At 55.9% G+C, this 21,990-nt stretch carries 15 protein-coding genes; 12 read left to right on the forward strand and 3 right to left on the reverse strand.

Annotated features, from left to right (window positions below; genetic code table 11):
- Positions 1–174 precede the first annotated feature (174 nt).
- On the forward strand, positions 175–3,108 hold the full coding sequence (locus VGM48_RS18895) for a glycoside hydrolase domain-containing protein (RefSeq protein ID WP_331581987.1): 2,934 nt from the start codon (positions 175–177) through the stop codon (positions 3,106–3,108).
- 9 nt (positions 3,109–3,117) lie between these two features.
- On the opposite strand, the gene VGM48_RS18900 is transcribed toward VGM48_RS18895, so the two are convergent.
- Genes VGM48_RS18900 through VGM48_RS18910 form a run of 3 tightly spaced genes read right to left on the reverse strand, consistent with a single transcriptional unit; the run spans position 3,118 to position 6,889 of the window.
- Positions 3,118–4,530 (reverse strand): hybrid sensor histidine kinase/response regulator, encoded by a 1,413-nt coding sequence (locus VGM48_RS18900; protein WP_331581988.1) that lies wholly within the window; start codon positions 4,528–4,530, stop codon positions 3,118–3,120.
- 13 nt (positions 4,531–4,543) lie between these two features.
- Complete coding sequence (locus VGM48_RS18905) at positions 4,544–4,996, reverse strand: response regulator (RefSeq protein ID WP_331581989.1); 453 nt, start codon at positions 4,994–4,996, stop codon at positions 4,544–4,546.
- Between the two features lie 42 nt (positions 4,997–5,038).
- Positions 5,039–6,889, reverse strand: a complete 1,851-nt coding sequence (locus VGM48_RS18910; protein WP_331581990.1) for a sensor histidine kinase — start codon at positions 6,887–6,889, stop codon at positions 5,039–5,041.
- A 135-nt stretch (positions 6,890–7,024) separates the two neighbouring features.
- Between VGM48_RS18910 and VGM48_RS18915 the strand changes: the two genes are divergently transcribed.
- The 11 genes from VGM48_RS18915 (at position 7,025) to VGM48_RS18965 (ending at position 21,963) form a co-directional block, all read left to right on the forward strand.
- Positions 7,025–7,870: a fumarylacetoacetate hydrolase family protein gene (locus tag VGM48_RS18915; protein ID WP_331581991.1), complete on the forward strand. Its 846-nt coding sequence runs from the start codon at positions 7,025–7,027 to the stop codon at positions 7,868–7,870.
- Positions 7,870–9,282, forward strand: coding sequence for a deoxyguanosinetriphosphate triphosphohydrolase (locus tag VGM48_RS18920; RefSeq protein ID WP_331581992.1), 1,413 nt, complete (start codon positions 7,870–7,872; stop codon positions 9,280–9,282). Before VGM48_RS18915 ends, VGM48_RS18920 begins: the two co-directional genes overlap by 1 nt.
- An 80-nt stretch (positions 9,283–9,362) precedes the next feature.
- Positions 9,363–9,596 (forward strand): hypothetical protein, encoded by a 234-nt coding sequence (locus VGM48_RS18925; RefSeq protein ID WP_331581993.1) that lies wholly within the window; start codon positions 9,363–9,365, stop codon positions 9,594–9,596.
- 198 nt (positions 9,597–9,794) lie between these two features.
- Positions 9,795–10,034, forward strand: a complete 240-nt coding sequence (locus VGM48_RS18930) for a helix-turn-helix transcriptional regulator (RefSeq protein ID WP_331581994.1) — start codon at positions 9,795–9,797, stop codon at positions 10,032–10,034.
- Positions 10,035–10,156: 122 nt separating this feature from the next.
- Positions 10,157–10,378 carry a helix-turn-helix transcriptional regulator gene (locus VGM48_RS18935; protein WP_331581995.1) on the forward strand — a complete coding sequence of 74 codons (222 nt, stop codon included), beginning with the start codon at positions 10,157–10,159 and terminating at the stop codon, positions 10,376–10,378.
- A gap of 91 nt (positions 10,379–10,469) precedes the next feature.
- Positions 10,470–10,709, forward strand: coding sequence for a hypothetical protein (locus VGM48_RS18940; protein ID WP_331581996.1), 240 nt, complete (start codon positions 10,470–10,472; stop codon positions 10,707–10,709).
- 100 nt (positions 10,710–10,809) lie between these two features.
- On the forward strand, positions 10,810–13,197 hold the full coding sequence (locus VGM48_RS18945) for a glycoside hydrolase family 3 N-terminal domain-containing protein (protein ID WP_331581997.1): 2,388 nt from the start codon (positions 10,810–10,812) through the stop codon (positions 13,195–13,197).
- A 102-nt stretch (positions 13,198–13,299) separates the two neighbouring features.
- Entirely contained in the window at positions 13,300–16,593 is a 3,294-nt protein-coding gene (locus tag VGM48_RS18950; protein WP_331581998.1) for a SusC/RagA family TonB-linked outer membrane protein, read from the forward strand.
- A 20-nt stretch (positions 16,594–16,613) separates the two neighbouring features.
- On the forward strand, positions 16,614–18,053 hold the full coding sequence (locus VGM48_RS18955) for a SusD/RagB family nutrient-binding outer membrane lipoprotein (RefSeq protein ID WP_331581999.1): 1,440 nt from the start codon (positions 16,614–16,616) through the stop codon (positions 18,051–18,053).
- Positions 18,054–18,061: 8 nt separating this feature from the next.
- Entirely contained in the window at positions 18,062–19,798 is a 1,737-nt protein-coding gene (locus VGM48_RS18960) for a M1 family metallopeptidase (RefSeq protein ID WP_331582000.1), read from the forward strand.
- Positions 19,795–21,963, forward strand: coding sequence for a S9 family peptidase (locus tag VGM48_RS18965; RefSeq protein ID WP_331582001.1), 2,169 nt, complete (start codon positions 19,795–19,797; stop codon positions 21,961–21,963). The genes VGM48_RS18960 and VGM48_RS18965 overlap by 4 nt, the downstream gene beginning before the upstream one ends.
- Positions 21,964–21,990 lie beyond the last annotated feature (27 nt).

Raw genomic sequence — 21,990 nt, forward strand, 5'->3', positions numbered from 1 at the left:
CCCCCACATAAAATATCTCATAGGACTGGCCAAACTCCCCGGCCTCATAAAATGCCTGCACCGCACCCGCGAGGTCCAGCAGATGCACCCGATTATGGATATAAAAAATTACCCTGTTATTCGCCATAGACCGTCAAGTTAACAAAAATCATTTTCATCCCTTACCTTCGGCTCATGCAAAAGCTGCGCATTCTGCTGATCCTGCTGGCCGTCTCGCTCATCGGTCGAACCCAGCAACCTTCCTACTCCTCCTGCCCAAAATGCTGGAATCCCGACTCCCTCGGCAACCACCGCGCCATCATCCGCTTCGACGATCCCGGCGGCATCGCCCATGTACGGATACTCTGGCGCCTTCCGGTCGCCGACCCCTTCGTCCACCGGATCATCGTGGTGGACGCTAAAACAGGGGCCCGCGTTCCCTCTTCCACCGGTGAACTCGACCGCGAAAGAGGAGAGGTCTTTTTCAAACCCGCTTCCGGCAAAGGAGTCTACTATATCTATTACCTGCCCTACCGTAACGAAGGCCGCAGCAATTACCCGAGGGGTGTCTATCAAAAGCCGGATACCCTCGCTTCTCTCAACGCCGCAATAAAGCTGAATGGCGCCGTCACCGGCTTCCAGTCCATCGACAGTTTCAACAGTTTCTACCCGATGGAAGTGATCGCGACCGCCGCAGAAACGACGGCCCTAAAAGCAAAATATCCCGGCAAACCCTTCCTCCTCTTCACCGAAGACCGCGAGCATCCCATCCGCATGGAAAACGATCTCCCGCTTCGCTGGATAAAAGAAGGCCCCGCCAGACCGCTGACCCTCACCGCCGGCAAAGGCGAATACTACGCCTTCCAGATAGGCGTCTTCGCGCTAAAAGATCTCGAAGACATCCAACTCAGTTTTAAATCCCCCTTCACCACCACCTGTATCAATACCACGGGTGTCTCCTACGACGGCCATCCCTTCACAAAACAACTCGACGAAACAAAAGACCATATCCAACCGCTCTGGTGCGGAATCGATATCCCCGAAAAAGCTACCCCGGGAACCTATCCGATCACCGTCACCGTAAAAGCAAAGAATACCCCATCGCAAACCATCCGCCTGGGTCTCGTCATCACCAATAGCATCGCCGTAGACAACCCGGCAAAGATGACCCACCTCAAATGGCTCAACTCCACCCTCGCACAGGAGAACACAGTCATCGCCCCCTATACCCCGCTCACCGTCAGCGGCGACACCCTGATCGGTTTCCTCGGCCGGAATATCCTGCTCAGCCCGCAGGGATTCCCCCAGCAGATCCAGACTTTCTTCACCCCGGAGATCACCGGGATCACGACTACCCCTCACAATCTCCTCGCCGAAAATATTCACTTCCATTTTACAAAACAGTCCGACGGAAAAGACATCCGCCTAAAAGCCCAGGGGCTGCAATTCACGCAAAAAAGCCCCGGTACCATCCGCTGGCAGGCCACAACGCTGGCGGAGAGCGATCTTCGCATGGACGTCAGCGCCACCCTCGAATTCGACGGTTTCCTGTCTTATACCGTAAAAGTTACCGCCTTACAGGATATCGATCTGAAGGATATCGTCATGCATATCCCCTTCGAAAAAACCATGGCCACCTACCTGATGGGCCTGGGACAAAAAGGCGGCCGTCGCCCCGATAGCATGTACCACTGGAAATGGGATGTCGCTCACAAGAACCAGGACGGAGCCTGGATCGGCGCAGTCAACGGCGGGCTGCAATATTCCCTCCGCGACGAACACTATGTCCGGCCGCTGAACACCAACTTCTACCTGCAAAAGCCCCTCATCGCCCCAACCTCCTGGGCCAACGGCGAAAAAGGCGGGATCGATATCGGCATCAAAGGCAAGTCGATGCTGGCCAATAACTACAGCGGCCAGCGCCGGCTAAAAAAAGGCGATACCCTCTATTATAATTTCAATCTCCTGATCACCCCCTTCCATCCCCTCAACACCGACTTCCAGTGGGCTACCCGCTTTTATCATAAATATGCCAACCTCGACAGCATAAAAGCTACCGGCGCCACCGTCGTCAATATCCATCACGCGACTCCCATCAACCCCTGGATCAACTATCCCTTCATCGAAGCAAAAAAGCTAAAAGCCTATATCGATTCCGCCCACCAACGCGGGCTCAAAGTGAAGATCTATAACACCATCCGCGAACTCTCTGACCACGCCTGCGAAACCTTCGCCCTTCGCAGCCTCGGCCACGAGATCTACTCCCCGGGCCCCGGCAAGGGTTTCTCCTGGCTGCAGGAACATCTGCACGAGGATTATATCCCCGCCTGGTTCGTACCGGAGATAAAAGACGCCGCCATCGTAAACAGCGGCATGAGCCGCTGGCACAACTATTATGTCGAAGGCATGAACTGGCTTACCCAAAACGTCGGCATCGACGGCATCTATCTGGATGACGTCGCATTCGATAGGATCACCATGAAACGGATAAAACGCGTCCTCACCCGGGACGGCCACCCGGGCATCATCGATCTCCACTCCGCCAACCAGTATAACCCGCGTGACGGGTTCAACAACAGCGCCAATCTCTACATGGAACATTTCCCTTATCTCGATCGCCTTTGGTTTGGGGAGTACTTCGACTATGAGAACAACCCACCCGATTTCTTCCTCATCGAGGTAAGCGGCATCCCCTTCGGTCTGATGGGGGAGATGCTCCAGGGCGGTGGTAACCCCTGGCGGGGAACGGTCTTTGGGATGACCAACCGCATGCCCTGGTCCGATAACGCCGACCCCCGGCCCATCTGGAAGGCCTGGGACGATTTCGGGATGCAAGGGACAAAGATGGTGGGCTACTGGAGCCCTGAATGCCCGGTGACCACCGGTAACTCGGAGATCCCCGCGACGGTATACAAAAAGCCCGGTGCCGCGATGATCGCCATCGCATCCTGGGAAAAGAAAGATACTACGGTCACGCTGAATATCGACTGGCAAAAGCTGGGCATCGACAAGGCCCATGCCACGATCGAAGCTCCGGCGATCGCAAACTTCCAGCCGGCAAAAAAATTCGCACCCGGCGATCCCATCCCAATGGAAAAAGGGAAAGGCTGGCTGCTCATTATCCGCTGATCCGAACGGTCATCGCATTTTGCTGTTCACGACCGGGATCGTAACGGTAAGCGTGCACCCGCTGCCCGGTTTGGACTCGACCGTGACGTCACCATTATAATAGCTCACCCGGTTCCGGATATTGCGCAGCCCGATACCCGTAGTCTTTGCACCGGGTTGAAAGCCGATGCCGTCGTCGACGATGGTCAACTCCAGACCGCCGGTTTTCCCGAGCCGGATGGCCGCGCTTTTGGCCCGTGAATGTTTGATGATATTGCTCAATTGCACCTGTACGATCCGGTAACAGGTGAGTTTCAATTCTTCGTCGTCGATATCGCTCGCATACCCCGAAGTGTCCAGGCTGACGTGCAGCGATGAAGCGGCCGGCATCTCTTCGATCAGCTTGGCCAATGCCCTGTCCAGGCTCACCCCGCCCAGCGAAGGGGCGACAAGCGACTGCGAAAGCTGCCGGATCTCCTCCATGGCGCAACTGAGGTTCTTATAGCTGCCCAACAGGATCTCCGTCACGGGCTCCTCGGAGCTCTCCTGGATGGCAAGGTCCAGATGCATCCGGGTTGCCGCCAGGATCTGATTGATATTGTCGTGCAACTCCTTGCCGATCTGCTCCCGTTCCCGTTCCTGTACCTGTATGCTGGTTTGAGTGATCAACTTCCGTTGAATGTCCGCCTGCCGTGCAAGGTCCGCCTGCGCCCGCAACTTCTCGGTGATGTCGATGGCCAGTACGAGGATCACGGGCTCGTTGTCATGCACCAGCTCGTGCGCGATGATCTCCACGTCGATGATCGATCCGTTCTTCTTTTGCTGCTTCCAGATCCCGCTTCGGTACATCCCCGCGCTGCCCCGGTTCCAAAGGCTTTCCGCCGGCAGCGTGAGAAACTCCTCCCGGGCATAGCCGTAATGCTCTATGGCCGCCTCGTTCACATCGATGATCCGCATCGTTTGCCGGGAGAACATCCACATGGGCATGGGGTTGGCTTCGAACAGCAGCTTATATCGCTGCTCGGAGGATCGCAGGGCCTCATCGGCATGCCGGCGTGCCTCTTCCATCCGCAGTTTGTCCAGGGCATTCTGGACGGCATTGGGCAGCCGCTCCAGCCGGTCCTTTAAGATATAGTCGCTGGCCCCCTCCTGCATGACGTTGACCGCATACTCTTCCGATACGGTGGCCGTCACAAGGATCACCGGCGCATGAATACCCTCCTCCTTCGTGATCCGCAGCGCTTCCAGGGAATTGAAGGCCGGAAGCGAATGGTCGGAGAGGATAATATCCGGCTTGAACTCACGCAGGGCCCGGATGAATTCAGGTCGGTCGATCACCACTTTCTTTTCAAAATCGAATTTTGCTTTCCGCAGGACGCGGTCCACCAGTTCCGCGTCGGAAGCAAGGTCCTCGAGGTGAAGTATCTTTAAGGGTCGTGTCATATAGAGATGCATTTTATTCTTTTTTTTGAGCCAGCGGCGCCTGGTTGGTCAACAGCCAGTACATGCCCAGTTGGCTTACGGCCCGCGCAAATCCTTCGAAGTCCACGGGCTTCACGACATAACTGTTCACTCCCAACTCATAGCTGCTGATGATATCCTGCTCTTCTTTGGAAGAGGTCATGATCACCACGGGAATGGATTTGCTGATCTCTCCCGCTTTCAGCTGCTTCAACACTTCGATGCCATCCACTTTGGGCATCTTGATGTCCAGCAGGATCACCTTCGGCAGATGACCGGAGGGCCGGTCGGCAAACCTCCCCCGCGCATAAATAAATTCCAGCGCCTCCTCTCCGTCCTTCACATGGACCAGGTTATTGGCGAGATTCACTTTCTTCAATGCCCGGATCGTCATTTCCGCATCATGAACATTGTCTTCTACAAGCAGTACTTCTACATGGTTGAGCATATCGTTATGGTTGATGGTTCATTGGATCAGGCCGGTTTCCGGTCACGCCGGTATCCTGAAATAGAAAACGGCCCCGTTACCCGGCGAGGATTCAGACCAGATCTCTCCCCGGTGCTTATCCACGATTCGTTTCACAAGCGCCAACCCCACTCCCGTCCCCTCGAATTCCTCCTGGCTGTGAAGCCGCTGGAAAACTTTGAAAAGTTTGTCCGCATACCGCATATCGAACCCCGCACCGTTGTCCCGGACGAAATAGGCCGTTCCCGCCGCATGCTCCATGGCGCCGATGGCGATGCACGCCTCCTCCTGGCGCGAGGAATACTTCATCGCATTGCTGATAAGATTCAACCACACCTGCTTCAGCAGGTCGCCGTCGCCCATACAGGACGGCAATGTTCCGATATCGATCTGGAATTTTCCCTCCGGCCACGCCGGCGCAAGCTCGGCGACACAGACCTCCGCCAGGTCTTTCATATCGGTTACCTGTTTGCGGACATCGCGCTTGCCCAACCGGGAAAACTCGATCAGGTCGTCGATAAGTCTTCCCATCATCTTCACGTTGGACAGGATATTGCCGGTGATCCGCCGCGCCTCGTCATCAAAACTATGTTCATAGTCTTCTTTCAGCATCATGGTATACCCGCTGACCGCTCTCAGCGGCGCACGCAGGTCATGGGAGACGGAATAAGAAAAAGCCTCCAGCTCCTTGTTGACGGCTTCGAGTTCCTGCGTTCTGCGTTGCACCTTTTCCTCCAGGTCTTCCTGGGTATGACGTACCTGTGTGATCATGGCATTGAAGGATACCGCGAGTTTGCCGATCTCGTCCTGCCGGTCGACAGGGACACGCGAAGAATAATCTCCATCCGCGATGACCGTCGTAGCCCGCATAAGCCTGTCCAGTCGGCGGGTTACATTCCGGCTGATCAGCCAGGCCACCAGGCTGCCGGTGATCACCAGCACAACCCCGATGCCGATCATCCAGTACAAAAAGCGATTGGCCGCCTCCAGGATCAGATCCTCCGAAAGCTCGACCATGATCACCCAGCGGGTGCCCGGTATCGGCATGGAATAAGCAATGACCTTCCCGTTCTGGCTGGTATAATGCACCGTCTTCCGCAGATCATGCGCGGCAGGAGAATGATTGTCCACACGCTTTAGCAGGTCGGTCCACAAAGACCCATCGGCATTGCCGAAGTATAGCGTCGCCTTCGCACCCAACAGCTGGGACAACTGGGCGATGGATTTCTGCGTCGCCCGCACCGGACGCCATCGGAGAAGATAGCCTTGCGGTTGATCTCCCCGGCTTACCCGCGCAACAATCGGGTAGAACATGCTGTCGCCGGAAAAGTAAAGCCGTCCTACAAAATTGCTGTCCCGGGCGCCATTGCCAAACTCCCTGGCGACATCCGGCTCGACCCATCGCCGCTCCGTCTCTGCACTGCTGCCAAGGCCATGCCCGTTACCCGGCGCTGTGCCCCTTCCTGCTTCCAGCAGCAACCTGCCCTCCAGATCCCGCAGGTCTGCCCGGACGGTCTGGGAGTCGGCCAGCATTTTTGTCAGCGCCTCCCGAGCCCTGCCCGAAGACAATTCGGTAGGCTTATCCCCCGTAAAATAATTGACGATATCTTCTTGTTTTGCCAGCGCATGCGTGCCGGCCGCCAGGCTGTGCCCGGATTGCTCGAACAACGAGGAAAGCTGCTCGGTAAGTGATCGCAACCGCTGTTCACCAATCGCCATCGATGCCCTGCGGACACCCAGATAGGAGATGGTCCCGAACAACGCGATCAGAACGACCAATAGCAAACAGATCAGCAAGGGCAGCTGTTGGCGAATGGAAAGGGCCGGAAGAGAAAAAGATACTCTTCCCGGTTTCGTGGTTTTAGGATGATTCATGGTTGGGTTTGGTAAGCGCGGTTGTCTTTCAAGGTGCAATAAAGTACACAAATCCAATGAATTCTGCAAGTGTATGGGATTAAAAATCGCTTAATCTTTGGAGTGGTGCCATCGGGAATTGTCTATATTTGGCCCATGAAACTCTATCGCATAAGAAAAGGCAGCCTGCTTCAACAGGATAAAAATTCCTGGCTGATCACCCAACCCTGGGATCAGCTGATAAACCGCGACCAGCTTCATGATCACCTCCAATCGCTGCAGCGCCAGGCAGACCTGCTTTCGCCCACGGAAGCCGACGCCCTGCTCAACAGCCAGCTCCTGGCGCCCATCGGCACCCAGGAGGTCTGGGCCGCCGGGGTCACCTATCTCCGCAGCCGCGATGCCCGCATGGAAGAATCCAAAGGATCCGGCGGCGCCTCCTTCTATGATAAGGTATATGAAGCCGAACGCCCCGAACTTTTCTTCAAGGCCCAGCCCCACCGCGTCGCCGCACAGGGCGAAGAAGTATATATCCGCCACGACTCCACCTGGAACGTCCCCGAACCCGAACTGACCCTGTTCATCAACTCGAAAGGCAGTATCCAGGGCTATACCATCGGCAACGATATGAGTTCCCGCAGCATAGAAGGGGAAAACCCCCTCTACCTGCCCCAGGCGAAGGTATATCAGCGCAGCGCCGCACTCGGCCCCTGTCTGTATGTCCCCGCCGCACCGCTTCCCCCGACCACGCAGATCAGCATGGTCATCCGGCGCAACGGCAAGGATGTCTATTCCGGCGAGGTCGCCATCAGCCAGATAAAAAGAAAGCTTCCCGAACTGGCCTCCTGGCTCTATCGGGACATGGACTTCCCGGAAGGCTGTTTTTTGATGACCGGCACCTGTCTCGTCCCGGACAATGAATTCACCCTCGCCAAAGGCGATAAAGTGGAGATCACCATCGATCATATCGGCACGCTCGCCAACACCGTAGGTTACAAATAATGAACTGGCAACAATTATACTCTCCCCTCCGCACCGGCTCCTCCGGCCGGTCGGCAGCCAATCCTGCTGCCCCGGGCGAAACCCGGGTCAGCGACGCCAGCCTCCGAACCTCTTTTCTCCGGGATTACGATCGGATCATCTTCTCCTCCGCCTTCCGGCGCCTCCAGAACAAGACCCAGGTATTCCCGCTTCCCGGCCCCGTATTTGTCCACAACCGCCTTACCCATAGTCTCGAAGTAGCCTCCGTCGGCCGCTCCCTCGGCAAAGCCGTCGGCGACGCCATCGCCGAAAGACACGCCGGCGAGGGTGAGAGCTTCCGGGAGTTCTACAAATACGAACTTCCCTCCGTCATCGCCGCCGCCTGCCTGGCACACGATATCGGCAATCCGCCTTTCGGCCATTCCGGCGAAGATGCCATCCGTAATTTCTTCCGCAGACTGGAAGGAGAGGCAAAAGGCCGCTTCGAGACCCTGAAGGAGAACCAACAACGGGATTTTCTTTACTTCGAAGGGAATGCAAACGCCTTCCGCACCCTCACCCATCATTTCAACGAACCCTCCACGGGTGGCTTTCGCCTCACCTACGCAACCCTGGCCTCCATCGTCAAATACCCGTCCGACTCGCTCAACGGCTTCAACAAACAACAGCTGGCCACCAAGAAATCCGGCTTCTTCGACTCGGAGATCGAAACCTGGCGCACCATCGCCACGGAACTCGGCATCCCCCAACCCGATCCGGCAAAGAATGTCTTCGCCCGTCACCCCTTCGTCTATCTCGTCGAAGCAGCAGATGACATCTGCTACCGGATCATCGATTTCGAAGACGCCCACCGGCTCAATATTATCTCGATCGACACCATCGCCAATCTCTTCCTGTCCTTCTTCGACGAAGAAACCGGCTACGACGCCCGCGATAGGGTAGAGAAGATCTTCCAGGAGATAAACGATGACAATCAAAAAGTACAGTTCCTCCGGGCAAAACTGATCAACCTGCTCATTTTCCGCGTTCGGGACACCTTTATGGAGAAAGAAGCCGAACTCCTGGCCGGCACCCTGACCAAATCCCTCATCGATTACCTGCCGCCCCGGGAACTGGCCCTGCTAAAAGAGATCGACGCCTTCTCCATCCAGCATATCTACAACCACCGCTCCGTCGTCGAGATCGAGATCGCCGGCTACAATGTCATCGGCGGAATGCTGGAAGAGTTCTTTGGCGCCATCCTCGATCCCCGCAACGTCAAATCGGAGAAACTGCTCCAGCTTATCTCCAAACAGTTCGTCATCGCCCGCACCTCCGATCGCCTCTACCACGATATCCAATCCGTCGTCGACTTCATTGCCGGAATGACCGACCTTTATGCCGTCGATCTCTATCGGAAGATCACCGGAATGACCTTCCCGCAGATCCGCTGACGCGCGCTTCGCACAGCCCGCCGGCCACAGGATATTTGGCACGATTTATTCACTGGAATAGGTTAGAAAAAACCTATTTTATGTTCAATACATTTCCCATCCAGTTTAACTACGACGGCAAACGCTACAGCGGATTGATCCAACCCCTCCAAACCGGTCTTCAACACCGCATTCCCATTTCCTTTCAGGTATTCCTCAACAATGTCTACTATGGCCTGGTCCGCAGAAAAGGGTTGGACTGGGAAACCGATTCCCCAAAATGCGCGATCATGGTCGACGTCATCGGCAATCACATTTATGACTGGTATGAGTAACGGTCTCCCTATCTTTGGGAATGACGAAACGAGTGCTCTCTTTTACCCGGGCGGATAAGGGTTCCTGTTGCGACCCGGTTGGGGGAATAATGGAGTTCGTGCATGAACGAATTATTAAATCAGTTTTGTGCGGCCTTTTTGGACCACAGCGGTTTTGAAAAAACTTTCCACCTTAGAACTCCATTAGAAGGAACAATAATGATAACACCAGCCGATAAAAAGGTATTGAAAAGGTTTGGCGAAAACCTTAGGAAGCTCCGCAAAGAAAAAGGACTTAGCCTCCGCGAAATGTCCTATGCCTGCAGCATCGACAATAGTAAGATCGCAAAAATCGAAAAGGGGATGATCAACATCACCTTTACTACCCTCCTGCAACTGGCCGTTGCGCTCGAAGCCCAGCCCGCCATCCTGCTGGAATACGAGCCGGAAGTCATCTGATTCTCCAGATCACATTGGTTACCATCGGGCTGAGCCCGTATTAGAGGTAGACCTCCCGACAGGGAGTTCCTGCCTGTATTCCATCTTGCTGTCCAACCGCCACTCTTATAACAACATAAGTCATGGACAAAAAGCAAGATGCCCTCCGCAGACTCGGCCTCCGCCTGACCGCCTTCCGCCGGAAGAAGCACCTCACCCTGGACCAGCTCTCCACTCTCACCGGCCTCGACACCCGGGAGATTGCCGCCATCGAAGCCGGTGAAACGGACCCGCCGCTCACCACTTTACTCGCCCTTGCCCACGGTCTCGGCCTTTCCCCCGGCGAATTGCTCCCCGGGGAGTAGATTTCCGTGCCTTTCGCCGCAAATTTCCTATTGCAGGACGGGCTTGCGTTGCTTATCTTGGAATATCCTTTACTATGAAAATCCAAATACTATGACAACGCTTGTGGGCATCTTCTTTTCTCTCATCTCCATTCTCGGTTTTCTCAAAGGCAAATCCAAAAGCAATACCCGTAAATTAGTCCTCATCGGATTCTCCCTCTTCCTGGTCGTCGGTCAGGTGCTGTTCATGTACAGCTACCTGAATATCGAAAGCCAGCAGTTCATCGGCCTCTCAGGACTCATCAGCGGGATTATTTTAATCCTTGCCTATCAAAAGAACGAAGCGTGGTAAGACAGGAACCGCTGGATGCGGTTCGACCGAAGGTCAGACATCATACTTTGCTGGAAATGCGTTATTTTTCCTAAAACGCATTTCCGGCATATATTCGCGCATGCGCACGATTATTCTCTCGGCCTCTTTCTGCCTCGCCGCCTCGATCGTCTCGGCTCAGAACCGCCCGATCTATCACGACACCTGGATCGACTTCAACAAGAACGGCGTCAAAGACATCTTCGAAGACCCGGCACAACCCGTCGACCGCCGCATCGCCGATCTCCTCGGCCAGATGACACTCGAAGAAAAGACTTGCCAGACCGCCACACTCTATGGCTATGGCCGGGTATTGAAAGACTCCCTGCCTACCCCTGGATGGAAGAACGAGATCTGGAAAGACGGCATCGCCAACATCGACGAAGATCTCAATTCCCTCGTCGGTAACCCCAAGGCTCAAACAACTCTTTCCTATCCCTTCAGCCGCCACGCCGAAGCGATAAACACCGTCCAACGCTGGTTTGTCGAACAGACCCGCCTCGGAATCCCCGTCGATTTCACAAACGAAGGCATCCACGGCCTCAACCACGACCGGGCTACCTCCCTGCCCGCACCCATCGCCATCGGATCCACCTGGGACGCCGCCCTGGTCCGCGAAGCGGGGGAGATCGTCGGCCGCGAAGCAAAAGCCCTCGGCTATACAAACGTCTATGCCCCCATCCTCGACCTCGCCCGCGACCCACGCTGGGGCCGCACCCTGGAATGCTATGGAGAAGACCCCTTCCTCGTCGCAGAACTCGGTAAACAAATGACCCTGGGCATCCAAAGCCAGGGTGTGGCATCCACCCTGAAACACTTCGCCGTTTACAGCGTTCCAAAAGGCGGCCGCGACGGCAGCGTCCGCACCGACCCCCATGTCGCCCCCCGCGAACTGGTTCAACTCTATCTCTATGCCTTCCGCCGGGTCATCCAGGAAGCGCATCCCATGGGCGTAATGAGCAGCTACAACGACTGGGACGGCGTACCCATCACCGGCAGCTATTACTTCCTCACCGAACTCCTCCGCGAGAAATTCGGCTTCGACGGCTATGTCGTCTCCGACAGCGACGCCGTCGAATACCTCTTTACAAAACATCATGTGGCCGCCACCTATAAAGACGCCGTCCGCCAGGTAATGGAGGCCGGCCTCGACGTCCGCACCAACTTCACCTCGCCATCGACCTTTATCGAACCCCTGCGCCAACTCGTCCGCGACGGCGATCTCTCCATCCATACCCTCGACAAACGCGTCGCCGACGTCCTCCGCGTAAAATTCCGGCTCGGCCTCTTCGATCAACCCTATGTAAAAGACCCTAAGAAAGCCGACGAGGTCCTCGCACCCGGCCGCACAAAAGATTTCATGGTCAAAATGGCGCGGGAATCACTCGTCCTCCTTAAAAATGAGAACAACCTCCTCCCGCTCGACAAACAAAAGGTCCGTCACATCCTGGTCACCGGCCCGCTGGCAAAAGAGACTTCCTATGCCATCAGCCGCTATGGCCCCTCTCATCTTTCCCCGATCTCCGTCGAAGCAGGCCTTCGCAACTATCTCGGCACCGCCGCCACGATCGACTATGCAAAAGGCTGCGAGATAGTCGACAGCGCCTGGCCCGAATCCGAACTCATCCCGACGCCCCTCAACACCACCGAACAGGCCGGGATCGACGAAGCCGTTACAAAAGCGCGCAACGCCGATGTCATCATCGCCGTCCTCGGCGAAGACGAGAAAAGGGTAGGAGAGGGGATGTCCCGCACAGGCCTCGATCTTCCCGGCCGGCAGAAACAACTGCTGCAGGCACTGCAGGCCACCGGCCGGCCCGTCGTCCTGGTGCTGATAAATGGCCAGCCCCTCACCATCAACTGGGCCAACCGCTATATCCCATCGATACTGGAAGCCTGGTTCCCAAATTCCTTCGGCGGCCAGGCCATCGCCGAAACCCTCTTCGGCGAGAACAACCCCGGCGGAAAACTGACCGTCACCTTCCCCAAAACCACCGGCGAGATCGAATGGAACTTCCCCTACAAACCCGGCTCGCAGCCCACAGACAAAAAGAAAGAGAATCACACCAGCGTCTTCGGTCCCATCTATCCCTTCGGCCACGGCCTCAGCTACACCAGCTTCTCCTATAGCAACCTCACCGTCACCCCGCTCATCCAACACCCCCAGGGCGATATCACGGTTGCCGTAGATATAACTAACACGGGCAACCGAAAAGGCGACGAGGTCGTTCAGCTTTATGTCAACGACGAGGTCAGCAGCGTCACCGTATATGAACAGCAGCTTCGCGGCTTTCAACGCATCACGCTTGCACCCGGCGAAAAACGCACGGTTCAATTCACCCTCCGCCCCGACGACCTCTCGCTCATCGACAAAGACAACGTCTGGCGCGTGGAACCCGGTAAGTTCAAAGTCCTCATCGGCAGCAGTTCAACCGACATTAAACAGATACAGGAATTCGAGATCAGGTAATTTCCGTATAGAATAGATCAAAAACGAAGAAGCGCCTCGCAAAGGCGCTTCTTACATTTGATTTGACGCCATCCATCTTATAAACTAATACGAAAACTTGCCATGAGAAAACTGCTGACCGCTGTGTTAAGCTGTTTCATAGCCTTATTGCTATGCACTAACGTCCAAGCTCAAAAAAGAGCCATCACCGGCAAAGTCGTCGACTCCATCGGTAACCCCATCCCCAATGTAACGGTGCGCCTTCGGTCCGCACGCGGCGGGGTAACCACCGGTGAGGACGGAACCTTCCATATCTCAGCCCTGCCAACCGACGACCTGCTCATCTCCAACATCGGCTTCCAGCCGCAGGAGGTGAGGATCGGCAACCGGGAAAATCTCACCATCACCCTCGGCCGGCTCAACACCACCCTGAACGAAGTGGTGGTCACCGCACTCGGTATCCGGCGTTCACACAACTCACTGCCCTATTCGACGCAACAGATCACCGGCGGCGAGATCACAAAAACGCCCAGCTCCAATTTCGTGGACAACCTTTCCGGTAAAGTCGCCGGCCTCCAGGTTACCTCGAGTAACACCATGGGCGGTTCCAACAACGTTATCCTCCGCGGGGTAAGATCCCTGACGCAAAGCAACCAGGCGCTCTTCGTCGTGGATGGCGTTCCTTATGATAATACCAACCAGTCCCGTAACCAGTACGATCTCGGCAACTCCGTCTCCGACATCAACCCGGATGATATCGAATCGATGAGTGTCCTGAAAGGCGCTGCGGCCTCCGCCTTGTACGGTTCACGCGGCAGCAATGGGGTCATTCTCATTACAACAAAAAAGGGATCGAAAAGAAAAGGTATCGGCGTTACGGTTAATGCCGGCGTCACTACGGGTACGCCCGATCAAAGTACTCTCCCTTCTTACCAGTTGCAGTACGGCCAGGGCTATGGTAGCCAGGGCGTCGCCGACGCCGGCAATGCCAATCCCTATTTCTACTGGCAGAAAACTGCATTCAGCAACGGCCAGCCGGTGCAGATCGTCCAGACCGACGTCGATCAGGCCACCGGACCCGCCTATGATAAAAATCTCATGGTTTATAACTGGGATGCCTTCTCTCCCGGTAACCCCAACTACGGAAAGGCAACCCCCTGGATGCCCGCCGCTCACAACAAGCCTACCGACTATTTTAATACCCCGCTTTCCAATGTCCTCAGCGTCTCGGCAGACGGCGGCGACGACAAGGGCACTTTTCGTCTCGGTTATACCCGTACCAATGACAAAGGCTATCTTCCCAATAGCAACCAGCGCAAGACCCTGCTGAATATGTCCGCTACCTATAACCTCAACGAAAAATTATCGGTCGGCGGCCAGATCAACTACTCCGATGAGGCAGCTGTCGGCCGGTACGCCTACGGCTATGGCGGCGGCAACGGTACACAGATAAACCCGATGACCGACTTCCGGCAATGGTGGCAAACAAACGCCGACCTAAACGCGCTGAAGTCCGATTTCTTCCGCACGCTCACTAACGTGACCTGGAACTGGCAAACAGCCAGCTATCTGCAAAACACCACAGGCAGCCTGGTAAAACCCAATTTCCACGACAACCCCTGGTGGGTCCGCTATAAGAATTTCGAGACGGACAGCCGCTCCCGGTATACCGGAAACGTCTTCGCCAATTATAAACCCACTTCGTATCTCAACGTCCTGGCCCGCGTATCGCTGGACAGCTGGAACCAGATGCAGGAATTTCGCTACGATGTCGGCAGCTACGGCACCCCAAGCTACGGCCGGTACAACGGTAGCTTCACCGAGACCAACTACGACCTGTTGATCAACTTTAACAAAGACCTTACCCCGGACTTCAACCTCAAGGCCCTGTTGGGCGGCAATATCCGGCAGGATGTGAACCAAAGTATCTCCGCTTCGACAAACGGCGGCCTCGTGGTTCCCGGCTTCTTTGCCCTGACCAACTCCGTCAATACACCCAACGCCCCCTCGGAATCTTATTCCCTCAAGGAAGTGGATGGTATCTTCGCCGGCGCAACGCTCTCTTATAAGGACATGATCACCCTCGACGGAACCCTCCGCCGGGACAAGTCCAGCACCCTGCCTAATGCGAACAGTTCCTTCTACTATCCTTCGGTGTCGGCCAACTGGGTCTTCTCGAAGCTCATCCCGGAAGCGCAACAGGTGCTCAACTATGGTAAGGTATGGGTCAACTACGCCGCCGTCGGCGGCGACGCGCCGGTATACTATACAAAGAATACCTATACGGCGGGTACGCCCTTCAACGGGCAGACAGTCTTCTCGACCCCTTCTTCCAACTTCAACCCCACTCTCGTACCCGAACAGAACCACACCTACGAGGCCGGGGCAGAATTGTCCTTCCTCCATAGCCGCATCGGCCTGACCCTCGTCTACTACAACTCCAAACAAAGCAACGAGATCCTGCCGATCACGGTATCCAGCAGCAGCGGATACTCCACGTTCTATGTCAACGGCGGTACCGTCCAGAATATCGGCCAGGAAATAACCCTCAACCTGGTGCCGGTAAAGACCCGCGACTTCACCTGGAATATGACGATCAACTGGTCGCACAACAAGAACAAGGCCATCTCCCTCTACGCCGGACAGCCGTCCTATGTCGTCTCCACCTATCAGAATGCGGTACAGGTCGCGGCCGAAGTGGGTAAATCGGTGGGCATCATTCGCGGCACCGACTATCAGTATCTCAACGGCAAACGCCTGATCGATGACAACGGGCTGCCGGTCAAATCGACCAACAAGCTTTCCGACATCGGAAATATTAACCCTGACTGGCTGGGCGGCATCAACAACAGCCTTAGCTATAAGAGTTTCGCACTTAGCTTCCTGATAGATATTCGCCACGGTGGTGACGTTTATTCACTGGACCAGGACTATGGCGCCTCCGGCGGTCTTACCCCGCACTCCGCCGGGTTCAATTCCAATCACGTCGGCGTTCGCGCCCCTCTTGCACAAGGCGGCGGCTATCTTTTTACCGGCCTGACCGCCGACGGAAAACCGAACACCAAGCTGGCAGACGGCTCTGATATCAACACCGGCAAATACCTCTATAGCTCGCTTTTCGCCGAGGCGGCAAAGACCTTCATCTACGACGCAAGCTTCGTAAAGCTGCGTGAAGTGGCAATCACCTATACCTTACCCGCAAAAACGATCGCAAAAATGGGTGTCGTAAAAGGAATGGAATTCTCACTGTCCGGCAAGAATCTGTGGATCATTCACAAAAACCTGCCCGACTCCGATCCCGAGCAGGGTGTCGCCGTCGGTAGCGGCAACTCCGCTCAAAATGGTTCGCAAGGCTTCCAGTCCGGCGCCTATCCCGTATTCAGGACCTTCGGAGCAAACGTTCGCGTAAGATTCTAAGCCACCAAAAACGTCAAACAATGAAAAAACTACTCATAATAGCCGCACCGGTTCTCCTGGCCCTGCCGGCCTGCAAAAAGGATCTTAGCGCCTATAATACCAACAACAAGGCCGCCTCCACCGTTCCGGCTGCCAGCCTCTTCCTCGCCGGCGAGAAAAACCTCTCCGACTACTACGAACAGCCGTCCGGCTCCTATAACGTCTTCCGCCAGTTTGCGCAAAGCTGGACGGGATCAACGTATACGACCGAAGCACGCTACGTTCTCTCGGCCTATAACTCGCCCAACAACTGGTGGCTCCAGTTATATACGAGCGTGCTCAACAACCTCGGCAACGCAAAAGCACTGTTCCCCGTGTCGGTTACAGACCCCGCAACGCTGCGCAATGACCTGATCGTTACCGATATCCTCGAAGTGTATACCTACAACCTGCTGGTGTCCACGTACGGGAATATCCCCTACAGCAAGGCGGAGAACCGGCTGGTGCCCTTTCCCGCCTACGACGACGCCAAAACGGTCTATATGGACCTCCTCACCCGGCTCGATAGCTGCATCGCCAACATCAACACCGGCGCGCCATCCCTGGGCAAGTCCGACCAGATATACGCGGGAAATACTGCCGCCTGGAAGAAGTTCGCGGCCACGCTCAAACTGAAGATGGCCATGGTCCTCGCCGATACCGATCCGGCCACTGCCTCCAAAAAAGTCCAGGAAGCCGTTTCCGCCGGGGTCTTCACCTCCAATGCGGACAATGCCCGCTTCGTCTATCAGACCACACCCACCGGCAATACCAATCCCGTCTGGCAGGCCCTCGTCAACAGCGGCCGTCACGACTTCGTGCCCGCCAACCTCATGCTCAATACGCTGAAGAACTGGAACGATCCCCGTCTCCCATTGTATTTTACAAAGGCCTCCGACAGCACCTATAAGGGCGGCGTGCCGGGCGGCGGCAACTCCGTCGGCAGCCTTTCGACCTTCTCGGCCCAATGGTCGGGAACTACCTGGCCAACCGATATGCTGGACTACGCGGAGACGGAATTCCTGCTAGCCGAAGCCACCGAAAGAGGTTTCATCACCGGCGCAAGCGCCGAACAGCATTATAACAACGGCATCACGGCCTCGATCCAATACTGGGGTGGAACAACAACGCAAGCCCAGACCTATCTCGCCCAGACTGCCGTGGCCTATACCACCGCAACCGGCGACTACAAACAAAAGATCGCCTGGCAAGAGTGGATTGCCATGGCCGACCGGGGCTGGGACGCCTGGACCCTCATCCGGCGCCTGAAACAACCCAACATCGACGCCATCAGCGCACCCCTCGGCGCTGCTTCCCACCTGCCGATGCGCTTCTACTATCCGCCAACCGAACAAACGGCAAACCCCACCAATTGGGCTGCCGCGGTCAAAGCAATGGGCGGAACCGATGATGTCAACACAAAATTGTTTTGGATACCTTAATTTAGAATATGATCACGAGACCCATCTTACTATGTTGCTTGCTGGCGCCGCTTCTCGGCGTGGCTCAGTCCAATACGCAACCCAACGCCAATCCCGACAGCGTCCGCGCCCGCCGCGCCCGAATGGCCGCACAGGCCCGTGAAGCCTACGCGCACAAAGTATTCACCCACGCCGACACCCTTCGTGGCTCCAATGGCGCCGAACGCGCCTGGTGGGATATCCAACGCTATGACATCACCGTCAAACCCGACTACAACACCAAGTCCACAGTCGGCAGCAATCTCATCACCTATAAGGTCGTCGGCAATAACCAACCTGCCCTGCAGATCGACCTCATGGACCCGCTTCACATCGAAAGCGTCGTCGCCAACGGAAAAGAAACCCTCTCCTACACAAAGGAAGGCAACGTCTATCATATAAAGACGCCCAAACAGGCCATGGGCTCTATCAACACGCTGAAGATATCTTTCTCCGGCACCCCCGTCGAAGCAAAACGCCCACCGTGGAACGGCGGATGGACCTGGACAAAAGATTCCCTCGGCCGTCCCTGGATGACCGTTACCTGCCAGGGCCTGGGCGCCTCGGTCTGGTATCCCTGCAAGGACTACCAGGGCGACGAACCCGATAAAGGCGGCTCGATGACGATGATCGTCCCCGACTCGCTCGTCGGCGTATCCAATGGCCGGCTCCAGTTCAAAAAGAGCAACGGCGACGGAACAACGACCTATAAATGGGCCGTCGTCAACCCGATCAGCAACTATTGTCTCATCCCCTACATCGGCAAGTATGTCACCTTCCACGAAGACTTCCAGGGCGAGAAAGGACATCTCGATCTCGATTACTGGGTCCTCGACTATAACCTCCAGCGCGCAAAGGACTACATGCCCACACAGGTGCACAATATGCTCCACGCCTTCGAACACTGGATGGGGCCCTATCCCTTCTACGAGGATAGCTATAAACTCGTCGACGTCGAACACACCGGCATGGAACACCAAAGCGCCGTCGCCTACGGTAACCATTACGCGTTCGGCTATCGCGGCCGCGGACCCAACTACGGCCAGCGGTACGACTTCATCATTATCCATGAAAGCGGTCACGAATGGTTCGGCAACAACCTGACGACAAAAGACCTCGCCGATATGTGGGTGCATGAAGGCTTCACCAACTACAGCGAAACCCTGTTCGCCGATTATATGTGGGGAGCCGAGGCCGGCAACGAATACAACGTCGCCACCCGCAGCGGCATCCGCAACGACCGCCCCATCATCCCCCGCTATGGCGTCAACGAAGAAGGCAGCGGCGACATGTATCCCAAAGGCGGGAACATGCTCCAGGCCATCCGCCACAGCATCGACAATGATGAACAATGGCGGCAGGTCCTCCGCGGGCTTCAGAAGACCTTCTATCACCAGACCGTTACCACGGCCCAGGTGGAACACTATGTCTCCGCGCACGGCGGCTTCGATTTCTCAAAAGTATTCGACCAATACCTGCGGACCGTACAGATCCCCGACCTGGAGTTCGCGGTCGGCGCCGATGGAAAAACGGTGAAGTATCGTTATACGAATTGCGTCGCCGGTTTCAACCTGCCGCTGACCCTGTCGTCCGGAAGCACCAAAGTGAAGATATTCCCCACCGACCAGTGGAAGACCACCCCGCTAAAAACCGGCGAAGCAGGCCTCTTCACCGAAGAGGGGATTAAAAAAATGTACTACATTGGCGTAAAACAAACTACAACATGAGAACCCTGAACCGCTCTCTTTTCATATTCTTCCTTTCTTGTTTGTTTGCGAACGCCCTCACCGCCCAACGTGGCGGTGGCGGCATTAAATGGGCAAAGGAAGGCAATTCCTACTACGCCCTGGAAGCAAACGCGCTCGTCCGGTACGATCTGCCGGGCTTTCAACGTTCCGTCCTCGTGGAATCCGGCCAGTTGCCGCAAGGCGTCCAAAGCTTCGCCTTCACCGACGATGGGAAAAAGCTGCTCCTCTTCAACAATTCGAAAAAGGTATGGCGGCTCAACACCCGCGGCGACTACTGGGTAATGGACCTTTCGACCCATCAATCGAAACAACTGGGCCACGGCCGGCCGGCCTCCTCGCTCATGTTTGCCAAGATCTCTCCCGACGGAACAAAAGCCGCCTATACCAGCGAACATAATGTTTATGTGGAAGACCTGGCCACCGGCGCGATCAAACCCCTCACCACCGACGGGTCCTTCCGCCTGATCAACGGTACCTTCGACTGGGCCTACGAAGAGGAATTCAGCTGCCGCGACGGCTTCCGCTGGAGCCCCGACAGTAAAAACATCGCTTTCTGGCAGCTCGACGCCACCAAGGTGAAGAACTTCCTGATGATCAACAACACCGACTCCCTCTATCCCTTTACGGTACCCGTGGAATATCCCGTGGCCGGCGAAGATCCCTCGCCCTGCCGCGTCGGCATCGTCGACGTCGCATCCGGAAAAACGACCTGGATGAACCTTCCCGGCGATATCCGGCAACATTATATTCCCCGGATGGAATGGGCCGACAACGCTTCCGAGATCGTCCTCGAACAGCTGGACCGCAAACAGCAGGACGCAAAGGTCTTCCTTTGCAACGCCTCCACCGGCGCCGCCACACAAGTCTATGAAGAGACCGACAGCGCCTGGATCGACGTAAAACATCGCTACAGCGACGACCCCACCGGCTGGGAATGGATGAACGGCGGCAAGGAATTCCTCTGGGTCTCCGAAAAGGACGGCTGGCGTCATCTTTACCGCATCAGCCGCGATGGGAAAAAGGAAACCCTGCTGACAAAAGGGAACTACGATTTGATCAGCCTCAAAGCCATCGACGAGAAAGGCGGTTACGCATACTTTATGGCCTCGCCGGATAACGCGACGCAGCAATATCTCTATCGCATTCGCCTCGACGGCAAGGGAAACATGGAGCTCGTTTCTCCCGCCGCCCAGAAAGGCACCCATAACTATAGCATCTCGCCGACGGCCCTTTATGCGACCCACAACTTCTCCAATCATAATTATGAGTCGGTGTCCGAATGGGTAAGCCTCCCGAAACATACCACAATAAAAACCAACGAACAATCCGCCCGCCGCGGGAATGGCCGGCCTCAATACCCGGTCAAAATGTTCCAGCTGACCACCGACGATGGCGTCACCATGGACGGCTGGATGATCCTCCCGAAAGACTTCGACAGCACAAAAAAATATCCCGTCGTCTTCAACGTCTATACCGAACCCGCTTCCACGACCGTCAAGGACGTCGCCGGCGGCCAGGGCACGCGCCTCTATGCCGGGGATATCGCCGCCGATGGCTATATCCAGATGAGCCTCGACAACCGCGGCACACCCGCACCCAAGGGTCGCAACTGGCGCAAATGCATCTACCGCAAGATCGGCATCATCAATATCCACGACCAGGCGATGGCCGTCAAAAAGATCATCCAATGGCCCTTCGTCGATTCCAGCCGCATCGCCGTCTGGGGATGGAGCGGCGGCGGCTCGGCCACCCTCAACCTGATGTTCCAGCATCCCGAACTCTACAAGACCGGCATCTCCATCGCTCCCGTAGCCGACGAACTGCTCTACGACAACATCTACCAGGAACGCTATATGGGTCTTCCCCAGGAGAACCGCGAAGATTTTGTAAAAGGTTCCCCCCTCTACTATGCGAAAAACCTGCGGGGCAACCTGCTGATCGTCCATGGTACGGGTGACGACAACGTTCACTATAAAGGCACCGAAGAACTGATAAACGAACTGGTTAAGAACGATCGGAAATTCCAGATCATGGTCTATCCGAACCGGACCCATGCCATCAACGAAGGCCCCGGCACCAGCCTTCACTTGTCTCACTTATTTACCGACTATCTCCGGGAGCATTGCCCCGGCGGCGGCCGTTGATAAATGCGGCATAGCCCGCGCACCGGC

It is taken from the genome of Puia sp. (assembly GCF_036500295.1).
GTDB lineage: Bacteria > Bacteroidota > Bacteroidia > Chitinophagales > Chitinophagaceae > Puia.